A 22,526-nucleotide genomic window follows, 5' to 3' on the forward strand; every position below is an offset into this window, starting at 1 on the left:
CAAACCTCTTGCATAAGAGCTACTCTAAGGTGTGTTATTGATTATAAAAGACTATTGTCTGATAATTGAAAGTGTTAACTTCACTATTGGTCCATACTTTCTGCATGCAAGCACACGCTAAAAAATACACCTTAATTCTGCTTAAATCCGTGCTTCTGTCGGTTTTACTCTATGGAGTGGGGGTTTACCATAGCAAAGATAAGCTTATCAATAATGAGGAAGCTCAGTTCCGCTTGCTGACAAAATCTATTCAGGACTATAAATCGACACTGTATCTCATTGGCGTTTTGTTTGAAGCTCAAGTAGAGGCCAATAAAGGGAAAACGATCGACGTAGAGGAGTTCAAGCGTGGTCAAATATATTATTACCACTATGATCGGACGTTAACGCACAATGAAAAAGTCGTGGGTGCGACAGCTGAGAAAATGTTTAACAGTATGCCTGCGATAACCAATGACAATTCTCACGCACTGTATTACCGATCTTACGAGGGCAAAAAACTACTCTCCTCCAAAGACTTCGCCATGTCGCCCCAAGAGGTGAAAGAGGCATTCTCCAAGAAGGCGTGTGTCGCGACTCGAAATTGTGCATTCTATATGCCTGCCGAAGACCTAGCCAATCGACTTATCGCGTCTGATATCTACCTTGACACGATTACGAAGCAACAAACCATTACGTTGTCGACGCCTGTCTATGACGGAGAAGTGATGGTTGGTGATGTGAATGTTGATATTTATCTAAGCTATTTCCCTTTCCTCAACAACAAGGACTTTATCTCAACGCGAACGGATGAGAAAAGGCAAGTTATCATAGAAAATCTTCGTTACCCATTCTATGAATCGGCCTTCTCCGTGCAGTTTGATATAGATGACAACCTCGAGTTTGTTTATCGAATTCCCTATAGCAAGTTGATCATTGATACAAGCTGGTGGCTTATTTGCCTTATCTTGGTGGTGTTTTACATCTTGCTTAAGCTCGAAGAGCTAAGAGTAAAGCGTGAAAAGCTCGAATTGGCAGAAATAGCGATCAGCAAAGATGAGCTTACAGGCTTGTATAATCGAGCCATCCTTAAAGATAGCGCCCTCAAATATGCGATAGAGAAACAAGGGCTCTCTGTGATAGTGATCGATGGTGATGGACTTAAACCGATAAACGATACACATGGTCATCATGCTGGGGATCAAGCGATAGTTCATATCGCCAATAGAATGGTAATGAACTTCAGAGAGAGTGACTACTTAGTAAGAAGTGGAGGCGATGAGTTTTTAGTGCTATTGCCTGGGTGTACGGGCAAGACAGCGGAAATACTTGCAGAACGGTTCGCTAACGATATTCAAAATCACTCTTTTGGCGATATGGCATTAACTATCAGCATCAGCTTTGGAGTAACAGAGGTGCTGCGGGGAGAATCGTTGGATGCCGCCATCAAAAGAGCAGATAACTTGTTGTACCGAGATAAACGGAGAAAAGCGCGGTTACTGTTAAAGTCGGAGTCCAAAAATGCATAAAGAACGTGATTATAACTTATTAAAAGTACTAGTTCTTATTTACGAGTACCGCAGTCTAACCATTGCTGCGGCTCAACTGGGTAAAACCGAAAGTGCTGTGAGCAAACATTTAGCAAAATTGCGTGAGCAACTGGGGGATCCTCTATTTGTTCGCCGTAGCGATGGTCTAGAGCCGACACATTACCTAGAGCGAGTCATGCCAGGTATTCAGCGCGGTTTGCGTTCAGTAGAGACGGCACTGAAACAGGGCCCCATTTTCGATGAGCTAACCTATGATCAGCCAATAGCAGTGGCACTAGACAATATAACGGTAGAGCGCCATGGAAGTAACATTCTTTTGGCGCTTAAATCCGTTTTTCAAAACTCGATGATTCATATAACGACTTGGCGTCGTGATACATACCAATTGATACTCGATGGGAGTGTGCAGATTGGCGTACAGATGTTTAATGAGGACTGCTCAAAATCTCTCTATCAGAATTCGATAATCAATGTCGAGATTGGTGCCATTGTTGGTGCTCAAAGTGATATTCATCAATGGCAAGATGTATTTGAGTACCCGTGTATTCATTTTGAAATTCGCGGTTGGAATGAGACTAACCATCGTTTGATCAGACAGATGGCGGAATATGATCTTGCTTTTGATTATCAAACAAAAATGGATAGCTTGTCGTTGGCGTTAAAGATGGTTACCAAAGGTAATACGTCGGTGGTTTTAGGGAAACACCTAGTAAAAGAGAATGGTGAGTATCGATATTTGCCTTTCCCTGAGCATATGCAAACTTATACACCTCTCGTTACTTGTATCAAGCAGAGTAATAGGCAAAACCCTTTACATCAAAAACTTCACACCATAATTAAGCAAGCAATACTTGATGGCATCGCCTGAGGTTCGGGCTTCCTTGCCCGAATGATAAAGAAAAATAGAAAGGTTAGGCCATAGCGACTGGCGCTTCAACCATAGGTGCCAAGTTAGCAATAGGTGCGTCAGGCTGCGTTTGAACAACATCTTGAGTATGCAATAACTCTACAATTGAGTTCGCTTCGTACTTGTCGAGAATACGTGACTTATACGTACTGATGGTTTTCGCACTCAATGATAGAAACTCAGAGATCTGTTTATTGGTGTAACCTTTTTTGAGGTAGTTAAACACCACGGTTTCACGTTGTGATAACACAATATTGCGGCTGCGTTGCTTGTAATCTGTTTTAAACAGATTGTAGCCACGCATGACTCCCGCAATCGCATCGCGAATGAGCGCAGTGTCTTCTGACTTGCTAATATAGCCGTTAGCGCCAAGTTTATAAGCGGTTTCGGAATATACCGGGTAGCCGTAACTGGACACGAATATCGCTTTTCCCTTATAACCTGCAGCATAGGCACGACGCATAAGTTCAAACCCGTCAGCCTCTGCTAGGTTCACATCTAGAATGATCAGTTCGATATTACCCGTTTTCACCAGATTTAGAGCAGTCTGAATGCTGGCAGTTTGGTGCACTAAGTTCATGTCATCGATACTGGTGACAATCTTAGCGATAGACTCCCTAACGATTGGGTAGTTATCAACGATGAGACAATCTTTGCTGTTTGGATAGAGCATTAACTTAACCTTGCAAAACAAGTGAATAACAAAAAATGAGCGACTAGAAGGGCGCATCCACATTGCTTGTAAGCGTCATATCACTGACTCAATTAATTCAAGGCTCAAATTATCTGTGCCCGAAGTATAGGAAACATTCGGTTGAAAGTGTGGAAAGACGGAAATTCCAAAATGGAATAGTGTCAGAATCCTCTTTTGGGTATTAAAGATCAGAATGTTGGTTGACGACAATTCCAGTTTTCTATCGTGATGAGTTGAAAGATTGATTGACAGAATTAGGTCAAGAGCTATCAAGATACGCGTTGGGGTGGGAACTATTTTTGAAAGATAACCACAAAAAAGTGTGATTTGAGTCTTGTTTTTTTCTTGGTTAGGTATAAAATTACACTCAGATGAAAGTTAATTACATTTTAATCGGGAAACAATCATGAGTTATGAACTAGGTTCTGCGTATATTGGTCAACTAGCAGCAAAGAAAATGATCGATGACATGATGTATGGAAAGCCGACGCCAAAGAAAAAGTCGTTCGTTAAGCGAATGATGAAGAAATTGGCAAAGTAATGGATTCAAAAAAAGCCCGCAATTAACATTGCGGGCTTTTTGTTTGTATCTTCAAAGCGTTAAGAAGCATTCTTCTCCCCAAAATCGACAACATTGTCTGGCGTTTGAGCGTGGCTGCGATCCTTCAACCACTTCTCTAGATTGTCCGCACCACCAATATATTCCCCTTCCAACCAGATCTGCGGCACTGTCACTGGCGTCTTCAAGCCAATATGTGCTTTCACCTCAGGAATCATACGATACAAAGCGGCACTGTCTTTGACGACATCGGAATAGGTGTATGGGATACCTGCTTCATCAAGCATCTTCTTGGCTTTCACGCAATAAGGGCAGGTCGCCTTACCGTAGACAATGTTACCTTGTAAGGTATCGCGCTTGGTCCACTCCTGAATCACAGACTGCACGAGAACACCGCGGTTTAAGGCTTCTCCCTGACTGACGACTTTACCTTCAACCATCAGTATTGGAGCGTGCCATGATCCTGCTTTAAGAGGCTCCCACCAGTGAGACAGCCAATCTTTCACTTCAAGCTCAATAGGAATACCGTCCAGCTCGTTAGCAAAGGTATCCGTTAGGATGTCTTTTGTGAGCGTACATTCACCACACGGAATGTTGACCTTGAATGGTCCCCAACTGCCTGCCCAACGATATAGAGTGAGTTTGATTGGTTGTGCCATGTTATTCGCCTCTTAATTCATCCATTTATAGAGTAGAACCTTGGTTACGGGTTTTCATTTCATTCAGAGCAAAATATTTTTTACTTTGCTCGTTTAGACGTTTCCCAGTGGGTAATGAACGCGACAGAAGCAATAATGATTGCAGCACCCAACCATAGGCGTCCCGGTGGTGCCCAGCCAAATACAATCCATCCAGCGAGCACATTCATAGGCAGTTTGGCATGGTCAAATGGTTGTACGAATGAAGCATCAGCGACGGAGTAGGCTTTTACAATTGCCCACTGTGCCAACGCTGTGAGCGCACCTGCGCCTATTAAAAGCGTCCATACCCAAGCTGAGCTAGGCAAAGACCACTCGGGTACGGCTAGAAATAAGTTAAATGGCGTGATCAAAAGCAGTAGGTAGACCACCATGGTTGAAGGTGAATCTTCCGAAGACAAGTGTTTCACCATCAAAGAGTAGCACGCCCAAAAGAAAGCAGCACCGACTGGCAGCAGAGTTGCCCAGCTAAAATCATCCGCCCAAGGTTCGAGTATGATCATTGCTCCGACAAAGCCAAACAAAGTGGCTAACCAGCGAGCAGGACCAACATTCTCTTTAAGCAATAGCCCTGAACCGAGGGTTGCAAATAAAGGTGATGTCATTAGCAAGGCGATTCCTTGCCAAATAGGCACGGGATAGGCAAGCGCCCACATCCATAGCTGAATACCAATGACAGAGAGAAAGACTCGAAAAAGGTGTTTAGAGAAATGTTGTGTCTTTAGTGAATGTCTTAACCCAAGCGAACTGAGGTAAGGCAGTATCACGACGAGCGCTATTGCGTACTGAATCAGTGCGACCATAGTAGACGGCATTTGATGATTAATACTGACCACTTGCGCAATGTTATTTACAAGCGCGAATGACGCCCCAGCCGCTAGCATCCATACTGCTCCGCGAATAGGTTGGTGGTTTGAACTCATAAGTTGGCTTTAGATTGCATTCTTAGTTTTTGCGCATGTTACTACGAATGTTTAACACCACCAAGCGAGCGAGCTGAGGTACTCAGTTGAAGTACACACTGATATTCGCTGCTTTAGATCAATTTATCCTCCAAATGTTCAAATGCTAGTCAGTTGCTTATTGATTTTTTATGCTGGTTAAAGCATATTTATGCCAAATTTTATGCTTAACTAAAACATAATTATGAACACTCACACTGAAGCGCATTCAAGCGCGTCGTCAGGAACCAAAACCTGGCAGATGCCGGATACTCTTATCCTAATCTTTATCGTTGGCATCCTAGCAACGTTGTTGACCTATTTTATTCCAGCTGGTCATTTCGACAGTCAAGAAGTGACCTACTTGGTGGATGGTGCAGAGAAGTCTCGTACGGTAATTGATCCGCACTCTTTTGAGTATGCAACCGATGAAAATGGCGATCTGGTATACAAGTCAGTAGGCTTGTTTGCATCAGGTGGCGGCATTGGTCTTATGAACTTCGCGTTTGAAGGTCTGGTTTCTGGCTCTAAGTGGGGTTCAGCGATTGGTGTCATTATGTTCATGCTGGTTATTGGTGGTGCATTTGGCATTGTAATGCGCACTGGTACTATTGATAACGGTATCCTAAGACTTATCGACAAAACTAAAGGCAGCGAAGCGCTGTTTATTCCAGTTTTGTTCAGTTTGTTCTCCCTCGGTGGTGCGGTATTTGGTATGGGTGAAGAAGCGGTTGCTTTCGCCATTATCATTGCGCCATTAATGGTTAGGCTTGGCTATGATGGCATTACGACGGTAATGGTCACCTACGTAGCGACTCAAATCGGTTTTGCTACTTCGTGGATGAATCCATTCTCAGTAGCCGTCGCTCAAGGTATCGCTGGCATCCCAGTGCTATCAGGTATGACTATGCGTATGGTGATGTGGGCAGCGTTTACGATCATCGGTATTGTTTTCACTATGGTGTACGCCTCTCGTGTCAAGGCGAATCCAGAGCTGTCATACAGCCACCGCACGGACGGGTACTTTAGAAAGCAAGCGGATACGGTACAAGAATCTCGCTGGAACCTTGGTGACACTTTAGTTCTGTTCACTGTCGTTGTAACGACTATCTGGGTAGTCTGGGGTGTAGTGGCTCACGCGTGGTACATTCCAGAAATCGCGTCTCAGTTCTTCACTATGGGCTTTGTTGCGGGGCTTATTGGTGTGATTTTCCGTCTAAATGGTATGACGCTAAACGACATGGCTGATGCATTTAAAGAAGGTGCTTCTATCATGCTAGCGCCTGCGTTATTGGTTGGTTGTGCTAAGGGTGTCTTGCTGATTCTCGGTGGTGGTACAACGGATGAATCGAGCGTATTGAACTCAATTCTAAACAGCGCTGGCGGCATGATCAGTGGTCTTCCTGATGTGGCTGCTGCGTGGCTAATGTTCGCTTTCCAATCAATTTTTAACTTCTTTGTGACCTCTGGCTCTGGTCAGGCTGCGTTGACGATGCCGTTGCTTGCGCCACTTGCTGACATCGCAGGCGTAACACGCCAAGTAGCAGTGTTGGCGTTCCAACTAGGAGATGGCTTCACTAACGTTATTGTACCAACTTCAGCATCGCTCATGGCAACTCTCGGTGTCTGCCGTATCGATTGGGGTGACTGGGCAAAATTCTGCTGGCGCTTTATACTGCTGTTATTCGTTTTAGCAAGTTTTGTGGTCATTGGCGCGCACCTCGCAGGATTCGCGTAACATCGGACGCAATATAAACTTGATTGATACTAAAAGCGGGCATAGTCCCGCTTTATTTTTATAGGCAATTCAATGACTCAACAACAACTTCAATCAGAGTACTCTACGATTACTGCTCTTGACGTCGATTCACTCGCTGCGGGCGTTCACCGATTTTGGTTTCAAGCTTCAACGAACGCGATGGGCGTGAATATCCAATTGCCAGTGATAACAATCAAAGCTGAAAAGCCGGGCCCTAAAGTCATGATTACTGCAGGTGTTCATGGCGATGAGCTTAACGGCATATTGACAGCTCATAAACTCGCGCGAACGCTTGAGAATAAAGTGAGTGCAGGTATAGTGACGATCGTGCCATCGGTCAACATCCCTGGTATTTTGAATCACAGTCGGGACTTTAACTCATCGGATCCAGACGCATCGCCAGCAAACTTGAACCGCTTCTTCCCTGGTAACGAAGAGGGCGATGCTGCAAACCGCTATCTTTATCGCCTTTGGAATCATTTACTTAAGCCTAATGCTGATTTTGCTGTCGACTTGCACACGCAAACTCGAGGTTCAACGTATCCGCTGTATGTGTTTGCAGACTTTCGATTGGACAAGGCCCTTGAGATGGCTCGTCTCATTGAGCCCGATGTGATCTTGAATGATCCCGGTGATGCTGGCGTACTAGAGACGGTATGGAACAGCTCAGGCATTCCAAGCATTACTATTGAGGTCGGGATGGGCAAAATCACCCAGCCAGAGTTGATTGAACGCACGGTGACTGGCGTTCAGCAAATTCTCATCAATAATGAAATGCTCGATGGAGCAGTCAAAGTGGTTGAACCATGTCAGCTGGAAGGGCAGAGCATTACCACGGTAAGAGCTCGTCAAGGTGGATTTGTCATCCCAGAAGTAAGCTTGCTACAGTCTGTTGAAGAAGGGGAGTTGCTTGCGAAACAGTTTGACGCGTTTGGTATGCAGATAGATAGCTATCATGCTCCGCATTCAGGTACGGTTCTGAGCTATAACGTTGATAGTTTGAGAGATCCGGGTGCGCTGGTTGTTCGCCTAATCCGATAAAAAAGGGATAAAAAAAGCCTCCCCCGTATTAGCATAAGGGGAGGCAAAATAGTGACCACTTATTAAGCCTCTTCTGCCTAGATAGCATCTACTGCGTTATCTTCTCCCTCTAAAAAAATAACTCAACAGACACCGAGACCGATAAGTGCAAATGCTGCCAGCATTTGTCCCTACTACTAAAGCAGTACTCGTGCCAAAAGTTACATTGAAACTAAATTGTTGATATTTATAGTTAATATTAAATTTGGAAGATTAAGTGGTAAGGTAAGTTTCAGTAGAAGTGGTGCAATTGCACTAAGATGGGGAAGGCTGAGTCAATAACTCAGCCTTTAAATACGAAGCTACGTAACAAGTTGGCAGTGGTTGAATAGCTCTGTTTACAAGCGATTAGAAATCGTAGCGAACACCTAGACGCATTGAATCTTCAGCATCTACCGCAGTAAGTTTACTTGATTCGCCTTTCTTGAGGTTGTTGAGCTTAAATGCAAGGTAAGTGCGTAGGTTGCTGTTGAACTTGTATTGACCTGTCAGCTCATAGAAATTGGTTTTTTCTTTGCCACTGTTTGCGTCAACGGAGTCTTTTTCTGTGTTCTGGTAAGCCGCAAGAACCGAGAAGCCGCCTGTGATTTTGTAAGCTGCTGAAAGCTCAGCACCTTTAAAGTCAGTACCTTTCTTGTCATCTAGCTTACCTTGAGTATAGGTAGCGCCAAGCTCTAGTCCGCCGATGTTGTAGCCAAGGCCTGCAATTGTTTGTTTTGCGTTGCCTTCGTCGATACCGTTTGTTTGACCATTACCATTTTGTGCATAACCAAGACCGACAGACAGACCAAACGGCATTTGGTATTTCGCTGCGATACCCGCACCATCTTCGTTTTTGCCAGAAGCTAGGATTGCAGATGCTTCGATAGTTAGGGCATCCATGAATTCAGCAGAGTACTTCACAGTGTTGTTGACTTGCTCGTTACCCGCGTTGATGAACTCTTTTTGAATACCTGTGTAGATTTGACCATTGTCAGACATTTGAGAAATGATAACGCCGGCCGTATCTTGCTTACCGAATGACACAGCACCATATTGAGTGCCAAGACCTGCGAACATGTAGCGCTGTTTAAAATCAGACTTGTTGTCTTTACCTGCTGAATCTGGAACGCCGTGTTCTGCTTCATACTTACCGAAACCAGTTAGGTTGTCGCTAATTTGAGTCTTACCTTGGATGCTTAGACGTGCACGGCTCTTGTTTTTCATTGTGCCGTCAATCTTAGTACCGTCATCTGCCCCGCCAAAGTCACCACGAAACTCCATACGACCGCCAACCTCTAGAGAAGTACCATCATTGCTGTAAACTTCTGCTGCGCCAACAATACCTGACATCAACGCTGATACTACTGCACTCGCTAATACTGCTTTTTTCATTGTGTAAACACCTTAGTTATCATAAATGAGGTTCATGCCTCAAAGTCGATGGCTAAGGTAAGGGGGGATTGTGAAGGTAGTATTTCAGTTTAATGAAAAGAGAAATATAGATTTTACTATGTTTTCAACGCGTTATGGAGGAGGCTGATTGGTGTTAATTTTGATTTATTGGGTGATTAGCGTGTGGGGTTAGGGTGCTCTTGGGGAATGATATAGGGCTGGTAAATAAAAAAATGACCAAAGATTACGCTTTGGTCATTTTCTTAGTTAAAGAATGGGTAAATTCTTAGAAGTTGTAACGTAGACCCAGACGTAGTGAGTTGTCTGCGTCTTCAGCTAGAGTTGAGCTATCTGCTTTCAAGTTGTTGAACTTGTACGTAGCGTAAGCGCGAATGCTCTTGTTGAAGTCGTAACGGCCTGTCAGTTCGATGAAATCGTTAGTGTTTGTCTTGTCGCCGTTTTCAGCTTTTTCTTCAGACTTCGCGTATGCAGCAATGATACGGAACCCGCCATCAAACTTATAGTGACCTGCGATCTCTGTACCAGTGAACTCTTTTCCATCAGTACCTGTTGCTTTATCGTCTAGGTCACCTTGCGTGTATGAACCTGCGATGTAGAAAGGACCCATTGCATAGCTTAGACCACCAATAAACTGATTAGATTTACCAGCGTTCTCACCAAGATCACCTGCAGAGTAACCAAGACCGATGCCCAGGCCGATTGGTAGCTCATAGATACCTGAGATGCCGTATGAGTTGTTGTCTTTCGCATCAGACGCTACAACATCCGCTTGAACTGTTAGCGCATCCATGAAGTTGCCAGTGTAAACAATCGCGTTGTTTACTTGCTCATCACCTGCTGCGATAAAGTCTTTGTTTGTATTGGTGTGAGTACCAATATCCGTCATTTTTGAAACTTGAACGTTAGCAGTGTCTTGCTTACCGAAAGAGAAGTCACCGAACTGTGTGCCAATACCAGCGTACATGTAACGTTGTTTGAACTCTTTGTTGCCGTCGTTACCAGCAGAGTTACCAACGGTTTGTTCTGCTTCGTAGAAACCAAAACCAGTTAGGTTGTCAGAGATCTGAGTTTCGCCACCTACGTTTAGACGAACGCGAGATTTGTTGTCCATTGTGCCTTCAAGTTCTTTACCTGAAGCTTGGCCTTGGAAATCACCACGGAACTCTGCGCGACCACCGATTTTTAGTGTTGTACCGTCTTTGCTATACACCTCAGCTGCCATCGCTGAACCGGATACCATTGCTGCAAATACTGCACTCGCTAGAACTGCCTTTTTCATTTTAATTACCTTTATAAGTATTGAATAACGTGATGCATTGAAGCGACATCACATCTTCCTTGGGATGCGAATAAGGTATGATTAAAATATGACAGATAAATGTGAGTTATATTACATTCTGATTTAATTGAATATTTTCAAAATCTGAGTGTATATATGTGTTTCGGAAAGTAAAAAAGGGCGAATGTGTTCGCCCTTTATGTATAGACTCGGTTGGTACGTTAGAAGTCGTAACGTAGACCTAGACGTAGCGAGTTGTCTGCGTCTACAGCAGAAATAGTATCGTCGTCTGATAAACTATCGCCTGCCTTCAGGTTGTTAAATTTGTAAGTTGCATAAGCGCGAATTGCACTATTAAAGTAGTAAATACCCGTCAACTCAGCATAGTCGCTCACGCTGAACTTAGAACTACCTTCTGGATCGATTTCACCTTTTTGATAGCCAACAACAACTTCAAAGTTGTTTTGGAATCTATATTGACCAACGAATTCGATACTGTTGAAGTCATTGTTGCCTGTTGCTTTCTTAGAACCTTCGCCTTGAGTGTATGTTAAACCAAGATATAGACCGTCTAATCGGTAATTTAGACCACCGAGGAACTGTTTACCGTCTTGTTTTGTACCTGCGTTTTCATTTGCCGCATAACCAAGACCAATACCTAAGCCGATCGGTAGATTATAGATTGCAGATAGAGCATAGCCATCTTGGTCTGCATTGTTAGAAGCTAATAAACTTGCTTTCACAGACAGGGCATCCATGAAATATCCAGCGTAGTTGATGGCATTGTTGATTTGCTCATCACCGGCCTCTATGTACGTTTTTTGGATACCACTGTGCGTAGAGATCGTATCAGACATTTGCGAGATCTGAACGGTTGCCGCATCTTGCTTACCAAAGCTAACCGTATTGCCACCAGTAGCGAGACCAGCATACATGTAACGTTGCTTGAAGCTAGGGTTTTGGTCATTAGAGCCGCTATTATTTACGGTCTGCTCTGCTTCATAAAAACCGATACCTTTTAGATCGCTAGTAATCTGAGTTTCGCCACCAACGTTTAGACGGAAACGAGATTTGTTGTCCATTGTACCTGTAAGTTCTTTGCCTGAAGCTTGGCCCTGGAAGTCGCCACGGAATTCCGCTCGACCACCTACGCTTAAAGAAGTACCGTCTGAATTGTATACCTCTGCTGCAAGTGCTGAACCAGAGACGAGTGCTGTTGTAATCGCCGTAGCGATGGCTGCCATTTTCATAATTTTATCCTTTAATTATTTTAACCACTGCAATGTTTCCACTGCGAGATCGCTCGTATACCACTAACGAATGATCTAATTGAAGGATAGGTCGGGTTCTAAATGTTTCCTCTCCGTTTGGTGTAAAGTTCCGTCTAAACTGTAATTTTGTGATCTAATGCTCATATATTGCTCAACTCATTGGCAGAACTGTAACTCATATAACTGACGGTGCAACTCAGTAACCGCAATGGTTTCATCGAAAATCTTCACTGCACCTCCTTAGACTGCATTTCCAATTGATAGAAAAAACAACGAGTAACGAACTACGTACTGGCTGTTTTTTGAGCGATAAATCGGTAAAAAGCACCATAAAAACCCCAAAAAATCTCAATTTCACTCAATATAAACGGTTTTTTAGAACTGTTTATGAAATTTATATTTTTTGTATATATTTGATTTTATTGATTTTATTAAAATAGAAAACACTGTTTTTAATGTTTTACGTCTTTTTATGAAGTCTTTGGGAACTTTGAGGTTAGAGTGGCTCTCGTCATGTTAATCCAGCGTTACACGCCAGTGGGTTGCATGCATAGGTGTTATGTCTGTGTACGTAACCGCTTAGTGAACGTGATGTCATTGATTTCGATGACACAAAAACTTGAAATATGGAAATCCCAATGAACAAAAAATTTATCGCACTAGCAGTGGCAGCTGCAGCATTCGGTACTTCTGCACAAGCAGTTGAACTATACAACAAAGACGGTTCTACTTTCTCTATCGGCGGTCACGCGACTGTTGGTGTTGCAGGTGGTGACGAAAGCCATTTCGCAGTTGACGAAAAATCTCCACGTATCAACATGGAAGCAACTCAAGACCTAGGCAACGGCTTCACAGCTGACGTTAAAGGTGAGTGGGCGCTTAACATGCTAAACGGTGGTGACAACTCATTCACTACTCGTCTTGGTTACATCGGTGTTTCTCACGATGATTACGGTCGTCTAGCAGCTGGTACACAGTGGTCTCCATACTACGCAGCAGCTGGTATCGCTGATATGCCAATCGCGTTCGCGAACGACTTCCTATACGACAACCACGGTGCTCTAGGTACTGGTCGTGCAGACAGCCTAGTTGCTTACACTAAAGGCTTTGAGTTTGGTAACGCTGGTGCACTTAACGTTGGTCTAGGTTGGCAAGGTTCTGCTGATCTTCTAGACGAAGACGGCAACAAGTTCGGCATCACTGATGACCGTGGTCAAGTTGCTCTTGGCTATGACATTGCTAACTTCAACGTGAACTACGCATACACTGGCGGTGACATCGTAGTTAACTCTCAAACAGAGAAAGCTCAATCTCACGTTGTTTCTGCTAAGTACGGTCAATACGGTAACGGTCTATTCGTTGCTGGTGTTGTAGCAATGAACGAATACATGAACGGTGCTTCTATCTCTGCTGGTTCTCTACCTCTAGAAGAGACTCGCGCATACGAAGCAATCGTAGCTTACGGTCTAACTAACAGCCTAAACCTAAGCGTTAACTACGAAGCAGTAAGCGATGAGAAGAAGAGCGACACAGTTTACGCGACTTCTGCTATCCAAGCTGAGTACGACATCCACCCACGCGTGCGTGCATTCGTAGCTTACGAGTTCGACCTACAAGGTACTGGCGAATACAAAGAAGCTAAAGACAACCAATACGCAGCTGGCGTACGTTTCTTCCTATAATAGAAACAGTTAGTCTTTTGATTGAGAAACCCGCTCTTATGAGCGGGTTTTTTTATGCCTGGAACTTGAGTTTATTGGTGGGGTGAATGGCTTCTTTTTATGATATTTGTAGAAAAAATGCACAAAAGATAAAAATATCTTACAAAAGGTGAGGTTTACTCTGTTTTTCTTAAAGCTCTGTGGGCTATCTTTCTGAAATAAAAGCAATAAGTGTGTCTGCTTTCGGGCTTTGTAATTCTTAATTTCATTTAACGTCACATCGCGGAACTTCCCGTTTAAAGTAATTCCATATCGCAAACACATGTTTTTCATGCACTTGTAGTGAGTGTTCTGTCAATGCAGGCATTCAGGTAGTGCGATTAACACCCTATTACTTGAGTTTTGCTTCTCGCTCTTATGGATAGAAAGAAGCGCTTAAGTACGAAACCGTCATATGGAAGTCATTATGAACAAAACACTACTAGCAGTAGCAGTTACAGCTGCAGCAATCGGTACTCAAGCTAACGCACTAGAGCTATACAACAAAGAAGGCACGCAGATGAACATCGGCGGTCACGTAACTGTTGGTCTAACAAGTGCAAACGGTAAGAACAAAGATGCAGCTGTTGAAGAGAAGTCTCCACGTATCAATCTAGAAGTTATCCAAGACCTAGGTAACGGCTTCAAGGCTGATTTCAAAGGTGAATGGCAACTAAACATGCTAGAAGGCGGCGAAAACTCGTTCAAGACCCGTCTGGGCTACATCGGCCTTGGTCACGACACATACGGTCGTCTAGCTGCTGGTACACAGTGGTCTCCTTACTACATGGCTGCGGGTGTAGTTGATACTCCAATCGGTTGGTCAAACGAGTTCCTATACGACAACCACGGTTTCTTCGGTACTGCACGTGCTGAAAAAATGGCAGCATACTCAAACACATTTGATTTTGAAGATGCAGGTTCACTATACATCGGTGGTGGCTGGCAAGGTTACAACGAGCAAAAAGACTCTGCAGGGCAAGAGTGGTTAACGACTCAAAACCGCGCACAAGTTGCTGCTGGCTACAACATCGCTGGCTTCAACGTAAACGCTGCATTCAACTCTGGCAATATCATCGATAAGAAACAAGGCAAGCAAAAAACTGCTGAATCTGCGCTAGTGTCTGCTAAATACGGTAACTTCGGTTCTGGTCTGTACGTTGCGGCAACCTATGCTGACAACAAGCACATGAACTCTTTTGACAACCAGCTAATTGATAGCACTAAAGCATTCGACTCTATCCTTGCTTACGGTCTAGATTTCGGTCTAAACCTAATCCTTAAGCACGAAGAGATGAACGACGACAAAAATAACCTACGCGTTAAGTCTGGTACGTCTGTTCAAGCTGAGTACACAATCTCTCCTCGCCTACGTGCATACACAGGTTACAACTACGATAACCAAGGTGAAGGCAAGTACATGAAAGCGAAAGACCACCAGTTCATCATCGGTACTCGTTTCTACCTATAATCGCTTAGGTTGATGATTAAAAAGGCGCTCCAATGGAGCGCCTTTTCTGTTTCAGTAAGTTAGAGTCTTGCCAAGGAGTCAGCCTCGTCACCCGCTAGTTTTAGCTTTTCAGTACGTTCTATAAGCTGTTTATTGTCCCAAGCACCGCTGGAATGACCTAGCGAGCTTTTGCTCATCCTGTTCAATTCACTTTGAGCAAAAGTAACGAAGTCTTCTGGAAGGCGCTCTTGCTTTCGCCAATGCTCAAAGCAAGATTGAGCCAAAATTGGGTCGCCGGATTTTATCGCTTGAATAAACTGGTCTTTCTCTGCCGTATTGCGGTACTTCCCTGTAGAAAAAACTTCTTGAGATGCTGTCTTGGGAGCGCGACTCCGTTCTCTATACCAAAGAAAAACAAATGCTAGCCAAAGCGCCGCGAATAACGCCGTCAGTGCTGGCCAGATGCCGGCATCTGTTATCGTTTGAGGAGTAGGGGGCACAACAGCACTGGTTGAAGGAAGCGCTGGAACAGAGCCTTCTCCTTGCTCGATGTCGACCTCAAGGCCAGCTAGCGTCGTTGTATCGGCTTTCTTCTCTTTTGTGTTCCACCATTGGATATCAAGCGCAGGTAGTTTGACTTTATCGACCGATTTGGCGATTAACACCTGCTTCATTGTCATGGTAACGGAGCCGTCAGGGTTGCTGATAAAGCTTGGTTTTTCTGGATACACTCGAAATGCACGCGGATTGGTGATGGTAAGAGCTGGCATTTGCTCTTGAGATACCCCTTGTGCGGTTACCGAAATGGTGCGAGTCAGTGCATCGCCTGCTTGGAGAGTAACAGAATTAGACGTTAACTCCTCTCCATTATCTAATGTCCACGATTGCTCAGCGGTCAGAGAGGCCGTAGGTAACCAAATACCGTTGTAGTCGTCAGGTATCGGCAGCACGCGAATCGAAGCCTGAGGCGCTTTACCATCAAGGCTTAAGATCTTGGTACTGCCATTGCGGTTGTTTCCATACAACACTCCACCACGCAGAGTTGGAGCCGTGATAGTAAAATCGCCGCTCTCTTTCGCGGTGACATGGTAGCTTTGGTCAACGATCAACACCTCAACGCCATCCATCACCGCTTGGTATTGCTTCGGTTCAGCGATAGGCTCAATGTTCAGTCCTGTTGCGATGGGATCACTTAGCGATGGGTTTTGTAACAACCTTGGGTCGACCTTTACTATGATACGGGTATCAAGAATGGTGCTCTCTTTCGGATAAAGCTCAGACTTACTCAGTTGTGTGCGAACTTCGATGAGATCGTCGGTCGTAGGCGTCTGTTCATCCATAGTGACATTCAGCGTGATCGGAGAGGTCTTGACACCATCAACATCGAAACTAGGTATGACGATCTTCCCGAGTCGCTGTGGCGCAATAGCGATAGTCCAGATACTGCTATCCGTTCTGGTGCCATTGAGAATGTTGACGGAAGAGCTGAAGTTTGGTCGCCCCATAAAGAAGTCGTCACTCAATACGTCGAAATTTACTTTACTTCCATCGAGTTTTTCGTCGGCCATGACCTTTAACTGAATGACTTCGTCTTTACTGACATTCGTTTTGGTCACGCTCGCGGAGACATTGAGCGCAAGCGCGTTATAGCTTGTTAGAATCGTTAAGATGACGATTAATGGTCTAATGAAAGATAATCTTGATTTCATTTTGTTTACCAGTTCTTACCCGTTGATGACGGAGTCTCTTTCTCTTTAGCTTGCAATAGCATTTGCGCTTTGAGCAGATAGCTAGGATCGCGAGCGCTTTCCACTTGCTCTAGTTTACGAAGGTCAGAGTTCGCTTCTTGCTGTTGTGCTTGAGAAGTGACCTTGGAGTCGCTTTGCGGTGACTCATTAGAATCTTGCTCTGCTTCGCCTGTCGTTGATTGTGCATCACTTTGACGCTCGTCATGTTGTTCTCGCTCGCTCTCTTGCGTTGATGGTGATTGAGGTTCAGGGTCACTAGGGCTTGAAGGTTGAGGTGTTTCTGAACCATCTCCATTGTCTTGAGATTGCTCTTGTTGGCTCTGCTGAGACTGACTTGAGTCAGCAGTGTCTTGTTGCTCAGAACTGTGTTGTTGTTCGGAACTGTCCTGCTGTTCGGAGCTGTGTTGAGATTGTCCTTGCTCCTGCTCTGCATCACCTTCAGGCTTTTGTTGCTGTTGCTGTTGCTGTTGCTGTTGCTGTTGCTGTTGCTGTTGCTGTTGCTGTTGCTGTTTCAGGAGTTCTAGGTTGTATTTGGCGTCAGTATGCTCGGGATTGGCTGCAAGAACTTTTTCATATGCGTCGATAGCTTGATCTAACTTCTGCAGCTGAGCTAGGGCATTTCCTTTGTTATATAAGTCATCTACAGTTTCAAGCCCTTCGAGTGCATTTAGGGCACTTTGATAGTCACCAGCTTGATAGTAGGCAGCGGATTTCCAGCGTTGGTCTTGGAACAGAGCTGCGGCTTGGTTAAAGTTATTCGCTTCGTATTCGGCGAGCCCGCGCTGGTCTTTATTCAAGAATGCCCCATCTAACACTGAAGCTTGCGCGGGAGTAGGGTAGCCAGCAGACACAACCATCAAACCAATCAATGAAAAGATCACTCCTTTACGAAACAGTGGAAGCACTAAAAGCAGCGCGAGAGGCAATAACCAATAGCCATGATTGATAGCGATATCGAGCGTTTGCCCTGACGACTCGGAGATCCCTTCAAACGATGATGCGGCTACTAATTTTTCGATATCCGAGTTGTCGGTTTGATAAGTGGCGAAATTGCCCCCCAATGATTTTGCAAGCTGTTGCATCTGTTTGTGGGGTGTTTTTGCGACCACGGTTCTGCCTTGGCTGTCGGTCAATAGCGAGCCATCGTTGAGCGGGATAGGTGCTCCGCTTTGACTACCAAAAGCTAAAATGGACAAAGTGAAGTCAGTGCCATTAAGCACCTTGCTTATGGCCTCTGATTCTGAAGAGCTTAGATCGTCAGCGAATAGAACGATACTGCCCCTAGTCGTTCCCGCCTGTGTCATTAGCTTGACCGCCTGTTCAACGGCCAGATCTGCCCTCGCGCCCTGAAAAGGCATGATTTCAGGGGAGAGGTACTGAATGGCATTAGCTAAGGTTGCCGCATCCGTTGTGAGAGGGCTAAGGGTGTATGCATCGCCAGCGTACGCCACCAACCCGGTTTGGCCCTGTTCAAACAGAGACAATATATCGAGCGCCTTATAGCGGATTTGAGCAAGTCGACTTGGCTTAATGTCTTCGGCGTAGACCGACTGAGACATATCCACCACCAAAACCCTTGAGTTTGCCGATTGAGCGCCCGGTTTTTCAGCCTTTCCGAAGCTAGGTCCCGCCAAAGCGATGATTAAGGCAAGGCATAGGGGAGTGAACCACCAAAAGAGGTTGTTCTTCTCTGTATCGGAGCCAAGTGCTTTGGCGAGGTGGTCAGCAATAATGCTTGAAGATTTTTGACTACTCTTAAGCCATAGAGAAATAGCCGCCATAGGCAATAGCAGCCAAAGTGCTTGTGGGTAGAGAAACTCAAAATCAAACATGGCTCCTCCTAATCATCAGAGTCATAGCCAATAACAGTAAGGCGATAAATGTAGGGACAAAGAACCATTCGGTTTTTGGGCGCCATGACTGAGTCGCTTGCTGGACGGGTTGCAGTGCGTTGATCGTATCGTAAATGGTGCTCAGTTCTTTGGCATTTCTTGCTCGAAAATACTGCCCGCCAGTCAGTTCTGCAATGTCGATCAGAGCTCTTTCATCGAGATCCTCCGCAGTGTTAACGGTGCGAGTCATAAAGAACTCACGTACTTGCATCTCACCAGCACCAATACCGACGGTATAGATAATGGTATTGTTCTTTTTGGCAATTTCGGCGGCTTCCATTGGGTCAAGAACGCCAGCATTATTGCTGCCATCACTGAGCAAGATCATGACACGTTGGGGCGCATCGCCATCAATGAAGGTTTTGGTTGCAAGACCAATACCGTCACCTATCGCGGTTTGTGTGCCGATAAGTTTTAGCACAGTTTGGTTGAGTTGAGTCTCAATCGCCTTGTGATCGAATGTGAGTGGCGTTTGAAGGTAGGCATGATCGGCAAAGTAAACTAAGCCCAAACGGTCGCCCTCTCGCTGCTGAATGAAGTCCGATACAACGCGTTTTACTGTTGATAATCGATCGATATATTCACCGTCAAACAACATGTCTTCTTGCGCCATCGAGTAGGACAGATCGATGACGAGCATCATATCGCGGTGTTTGGGATAGACAGTAATGGGTTCGTCATACCAAACCGGGCGCGCGCTCGCGGTTACCAAGCAAATCCACGCCATCACCGCGAGTACTTTTCCCATTGTGTCTCGACGATTTGCAGACGTCGAGGCCGAGTCTATATGTGGTAAGGTCACTCTCACTGATGAAGACTGTGCTGGCATTAAGCGATAGGCAATGATGGGTAATGGGAGCGCTGCAAACATCCACCACCATTCAAACGTAAATCCAGTCATGACTGCTTCCAGTTTCGGTATTTTCGTTTAGGTGGGAGTGCTTTCTCTACCCAGTAAAGACAGTCTTCGACGAGCGCTTGGTTCGTTTCTTTGTTGTTGACTCCAGAAGTGTATAGCACTTGTTGCCATTGTGGATGGTTGTTAGCAAAGCGAGGTTGATCGAGTTGTGAATCCAAAAAAGACAACCATTTTTCACCCGTTAACTTAGCGATGTCTTCACGTGGGAAATAGCTGAGTGCCGCTTGCCGAACGACTTCCAATGCCGATGATGGTGTCGAGTTTGTGTTAGTTTTAATAAGATTGGACGCCGCCACCTTAGCTCTAGAGCGTTTTTTATGGTGGCGAATCATCCACACCAAAAAGCAAACTGAAATAATAGCGATGGCTAAGATTGCCCAATAACCCCAAGGAAGCGGCCACATTCCTGGTTCTTCAGGAAGGTGGATTGGTTTAAGAGGCAGTGATGACGTTTGTGTTGATTGATTCATGATTTCGTTGTCGACTAAAGCGTTTTGATGAGTTGGCTAAGTAAAGGTGAACCACTAGATATCTGTGATAGTGCGATCCCATGGTCTGATAACGTCTTTGCCAACGAGTCTTTTTGATCGTTAAAAGCATCCGCTAATTGATGCTTTACTTGGGCACTAGAAAAATCCAGAGAAAGCTCTTGATGTCTGCCCCGAACTTTTTGAGTACCCCGTGCCAGAGTGCGTCCTATTTCGATTGGGTCGAAGACTTGAATCGCGCGTACGCGATTGTGCCTAGCGAGTCGCCCCATAGCTTGTTTATTCTCATCGGTCAGCTCAGAAAAATCGCTAAGTACAATGACCTCGCTGCCTTTTTTACAAAGGTTAGAGAGAGCATTGAAAGGATCGGCGAGAATAGCAGGTTCTTTGTGACGCGATTGATGTAAGAAGCGATTGTGCAGCATACATAGCTGACTCAATAGACGAAGGACCGATGCCTTTGAACTAGAAGGTTTGATCTCGACTAGTTCAGAACCCACGCGAACTACTGCGCCGACGCGATCTTTCCCACTCAATGCAACCCATGCGAGTAATGCTGCTAAGTGGCACTGTTGAACCGATTTTAGTAACAATTGCGTGCCCGTGAGCATACTCGACGTCAAATCTATAAATAGAACGACAGGTCGTTCTCGCTCTTCGGTGAAAAGCTTAGTGTGAACTTTTCCTGTTCTTGCTGTAACACGCCAGTCAATCTGACGTACGTCATCGCCGGCTTGGTACTGGCGAACTTCAGAGAAGGTCATGCCACGACCTTTTCGTGGACTCGCATGCTGTCCATTGAGCTGCGACCAAATACTTTTAGCTGGTGGTTGCCACCGTTGACTGTGCGTTTGGTAAAAGCAGAGCTCTTCTAGAGTGACGGTTACACCTGTAGTCCGCTGAGGTAGTTTTCCCATCGTCACATAGTCTTGTAGAGATGGTGCAACTATTTCAGTTGATCCCAATGCCTGCTTTAGCTTTGATTTAATGCTAGTGAACATAGAGTGTTATTCTTATCTTCTTACATGTGCGATAGCAATCATGCTAGGGCTCCATTTATGCTGAAGCCACAGTGCGTAACAGCTCTTCGATAACCGCATTACCATTAATGCCCTCTGCTTGTGCTTGATAGGTTAGCAGTAGGCGATGGCGTAGCACCGGATAGATAACTTCATGGATGTCCTCTGGGCTTACAAAGTCTCTCCCTGCTAACCAAGCGTGTGCTCTTGCTGCTCGGTCTAATGCTATTGTCGCACGAGGACTGACACCCATTTCAATCCAGTTTTCTAGATTGGCGCTGTAAGTGCTTGGTTGTCTAGTAGCCATGACCAAGCGTACGATGTAGCGCTCAATTGCGTCAGCCATGTGTATGGCAAGGACTTCTTGGCGTGCTTTAAATATCGATTCTTGAGAAATCTTGGTTTCAAATCGATGCGTTTCGCCCTGAGCTTCGCCGCGATTCAATCTTAAAATTTCAAGCTCACTTTCTTCATTCGGGTAATCCACTTCCAAATGAAGTAAGAAGCGGTCGAGTTGCGCCTCTGGAAGAGGGTAGGTGCCCTCTTGCTCGATTGGGTTTTGTGTAGCCATCACCAAAAACAGTTCCGGTAACGGATAAGTCGTCTGACCCACACTGATCTGTTTTTCCGCCATTGCTTCAAGCATCGCTGCTTGTACTTTTGCTGGGGCACGGTTCACTTCATCTGCGAGAACCAATGAGTGGAATATTGGACCAGACTTAAATTGAAACTCCCCCGTTTCTGGGCGATAGATATCTGTACCTGTCAGGTCCGATGGAAGTAGGTCGGGTGTAAACTGGACACGGTGAAAGCTCCCTTCAATGCAATCTGCTAAGGATTTTACGGCGCGTGTTTTAGCAAGACCCGGAGGGCCTTCTACTAGGATATGACCATCAGCCAGTAATGCTACGAGTAGTTGCTTGACGAGGTTGTCTTGGCCAATAACTTGAGATTGCAAGTACTGTTGTAGTTGTTGGAAAGACTGTGCTGGCATGATAATGGGTCCTTATAGCAAGCATTAAGAAAACAGTATAAGAAATAGAGAAAACAATGAGAGAAAAGTTCCCTAATCTAGGTCATTGTTTTGTAAATACATAGCTGTGGGCGCTATGGACAAAGTTCAAGAGCAAGCTGGATGAAAAGCAATCAGTTGCTTACCTAGATCAACAGATAATTGGTATGGATCACTCAAAACGAG

General features: G+C 44.9%; 19 protein-coding genes. 7 read left to right on the forward strand and 12 right to left on the reverse strand.

What is annotated here, in order from left to right:
- Positions 1-71 precede the first annotated feature (71 nt).
- Both LY387_RS22030 and LY387_RS22035 read left to right on the forward strand, forming a co-directional pair.
- Entirely contained in the window at positions 72-1,508 is a 1,437-nt protein-coding gene (locus LY387_RS22030; protein ID WP_234497824.1) for a GGDEF domain-containing protein, read from the forward strand.
- Positions 1,501-2,397, forward strand: a complete 897-nt coding sequence (locus tag LY387_RS22035) for a LysR family transcriptional regulator (protein WP_234496344.1) — start codon at positions 1,501-1,503, stop codon at positions 2,395-2,397. The genes LY387_RS22030 and LY387_RS22035 overlap by 8 nt, the downstream gene beginning before the upstream one ends.
- Before the next feature lie 43 nt (positions 2,398-2,440).
- Here the strand turns inward: LY387_RS22035 and LY387_RS22040 are convergent, their stop codons facing one another.
- Entirely contained in the window at positions 2,441-3,109 is a 669-nt protein-coding gene (locus LY387_RS22040; protein WP_234496345.1) for a response regulator transcription factor, read from the reverse strand.
- Between the two features lie 427 nt (positions 3,110-3,536).
- On the opposite strand from LY387_RS22040, the gene LY387_RS27205 reads away from it, so the two are divergent.
- Positions 3,537-3,671 carry a hypothetical protein gene (locus LY387_RS27205; RefSeq protein ID WP_128649903.1) on the forward strand — a complete coding sequence of 45 codons (135 nt, stop codon included), beginning with the start codon at positions 3,537-3,539 and terminating at the stop codon, positions 3,669-3,671.
- 59 nt (positions 3,672-3,730) lie between these two features.
- On the opposite strand, the gene LY387_RS22045 is transcribed toward LY387_RS27205, so the two are convergent.
- Both LY387_RS22045 and LY387_RS22050 read right to left on the reverse strand, forming a co-directional pair.
- Positions 3,731-4,348 carry a glutaredoxin family protein gene (locus LY387_RS22045; RefSeq protein ID WP_234496346.1) on the reverse strand — a complete coding sequence of 206 codons (618 nt, stop codon included), beginning with the start codon at positions 4,346-4,348 and terminating at the stop codon, positions 3,731-3,733.
- 80 nt (positions 4,349-4,428) lie between these two features.
- Positions 4,429-5,310: a DMT family transporter gene (locus tag LY387_RS22050; RefSeq protein ID WP_234496347.1), complete on the reverse strand. Its 882-nt coding sequence runs from the start codon at positions 5,308-5,310 to the stop codon at positions 4,429-4,431.
- A gap of 280 nt (positions 5,311-5,590) precedes the next feature.
- On the opposite strand from LY387_RS22050, the gene yfcC reads away from it, so the two are divergent.
- Together yfcC and LY387_RS22060 are read left to right on the forward strand one after the other, a co-directional pair.
- Positions 5,591-7,066 (forward strand): putative basic amino acid antiporter YfcC, encoded by a 1,476-nt coding sequence (yfcC, locus tag LY387_RS22055; RefSeq protein WP_234497825.1) that lies wholly within the window; start codon positions 5,591-5,593, stop codon positions 7,064-7,066.
- Positions 7,067-7,138: 72 nt separating this feature from the next.
- A complete protein-coding gene (locus LY387_RS22060; RefSeq protein ID WP_234496348.1) occupies positions 7,139-8,128 on the forward strand; it encodes a succinylglutamate desuccinylase/aspartoacylase family protein in 990 nt (329 codons plus the stop codon).
- A gap of 387 nt (positions 8,129-8,515) precedes the next feature.
- Here the strand turns inward: LY387_RS22060 and LY387_RS22065 are convergent, their stop codons facing one another.
- From LY387_RS22065 to LY387_RS22075, 3 genes are all read right to left on the reverse strand, one after another.
- Complete coding sequence (locus tag LY387_RS22065) at positions 8,516-9,541, reverse strand: porin (RefSeq protein ID WP_234496349.1); 1,026 nt, start codon at positions 9,539-9,541, stop codon at positions 8,516-8,518.
- Between the two features lie 286 nt (positions 9,542-9,827).
- Positions 9,828-10,841: a porin gene (locus tag LY387_RS22070; RefSeq protein ID WP_234496350.1), complete on the reverse strand. Its 1,014-nt coding sequence runs from the start codon at positions 10,839-10,841 to the stop codon at positions 9,828-9,830.
- Between the two features lie 221 nt (positions 10,842-11,062).
- Positions 11,063-12,091 (reverse strand): porin, encoded by a 1,029-nt coding sequence (locus tag LY387_RS22075; RefSeq protein WP_234496351.1) that lies wholly within the window; start codon positions 12,089-12,091, stop codon positions 11,063-11,065.
- 659 nt (positions 12,092-12,750) lie between these two features.
- Between LY387_RS22075 and LY387_RS22080 the strand changes: the two genes are divergently transcribed.
- On the forward strand, positions 12,751-13,794 hold the full coding sequence (locus LY387_RS22080; RefSeq protein WP_234496352.1) for a porin: 1,044 nt from the start codon (positions 12,751-12,753) through the stop codon (positions 13,792-13,794).
- Positions 13,795-14,239: 445 nt separating this feature from the next.
- Positions 14,240-15,283, forward strand: a complete 1,044-nt coding sequence (locus tag LY387_RS22085) for a porin (RefSeq protein ID WP_234496353.1) — start codon at positions 14,240-14,242, stop codon at positions 15,281-15,283.
- Positions 15,284-15,342: 59 nt separating this feature from the next.
- Here the strand turns inward: LY387_RS22085 and LY387_RS22090 are convergent, their stop codons facing one another.
- Genes LY387_RS22090 through LY387_RS22115 form a run of 6 tightly spaced genes read right to left on the reverse strand, consistent with a single transcriptional unit; the run spans position 15,343 to position 22,322 of the window.
- Complete coding sequence (locus tag LY387_RS22090) at positions 15,343-16,971, reverse strand: BatD family protein (protein WP_234496354.1); 1,629 nt, start codon at positions 16,969-16,971, stop codon at positions 15,343-15,345.
- A 5-nt stretch (positions 16,972-16,976) separates the two neighbouring features.
- Entirely contained in the window at positions 16,977-18,842 is a 1,866-nt protein-coding gene (locus LY387_RS22095; protein WP_234496355.1) for a VWA domain-containing protein, read from the reverse strand.
- On the reverse strand, positions 18,835-19,803 hold the full coding sequence (locus LY387_RS22100; RefSeq protein WP_234496356.1) for a VWA domain-containing protein: 969 nt from the start codon (positions 19,801-19,803) through the stop codon (positions 18,835-18,837). The genes LY387_RS22095 and LY387_RS22100 overlap by 8 nt, the downstream gene beginning before the upstream one ends.
- Entirely contained in the window at positions 19,800-20,291 is a 492-nt protein-coding gene (locus LY387_RS22105) for a DUF4381 domain-containing protein (RefSeq protein ID WP_234496357.1), read from the reverse strand. The genes LY387_RS22100 and LY387_RS22105 overlap by 4 nt, the downstream gene beginning before the upstream one ends.
- A 14-nt stretch (positions 20,292-20,305) precedes the next feature.
- Positions 20,306-21,310, reverse strand: coding sequence for a DUF58 domain-containing protein (locus tag LY387_RS22110; RefSeq protein WP_234496358.1), 1,005 nt, complete (start codon positions 21,308-21,310; stop codon positions 20,306-20,308).
- A gap of 55 nt (positions 21,311-21,365) precedes the next feature.
- Positions 21,366-22,322: an AAA family ATPase gene (locus tag LY387_RS22115; RefSeq protein ID WP_234496359.1), complete on the reverse strand. Its 957-nt coding sequence runs from the start codon at positions 22,320-22,322 to the stop codon at positions 21,366-21,368.
- Positions 22,323-22,526 lie beyond the last annotated feature (204 nt).

It is taken from the genome of Vibrio maritimus, from assembly GCF_021441885.1.
GTDB lineage: Bacteria > Pseudomonadota > Gammaproteobacteria > Enterobacterales > Vibrionaceae > Vibrio > Vibrio maritimus_B.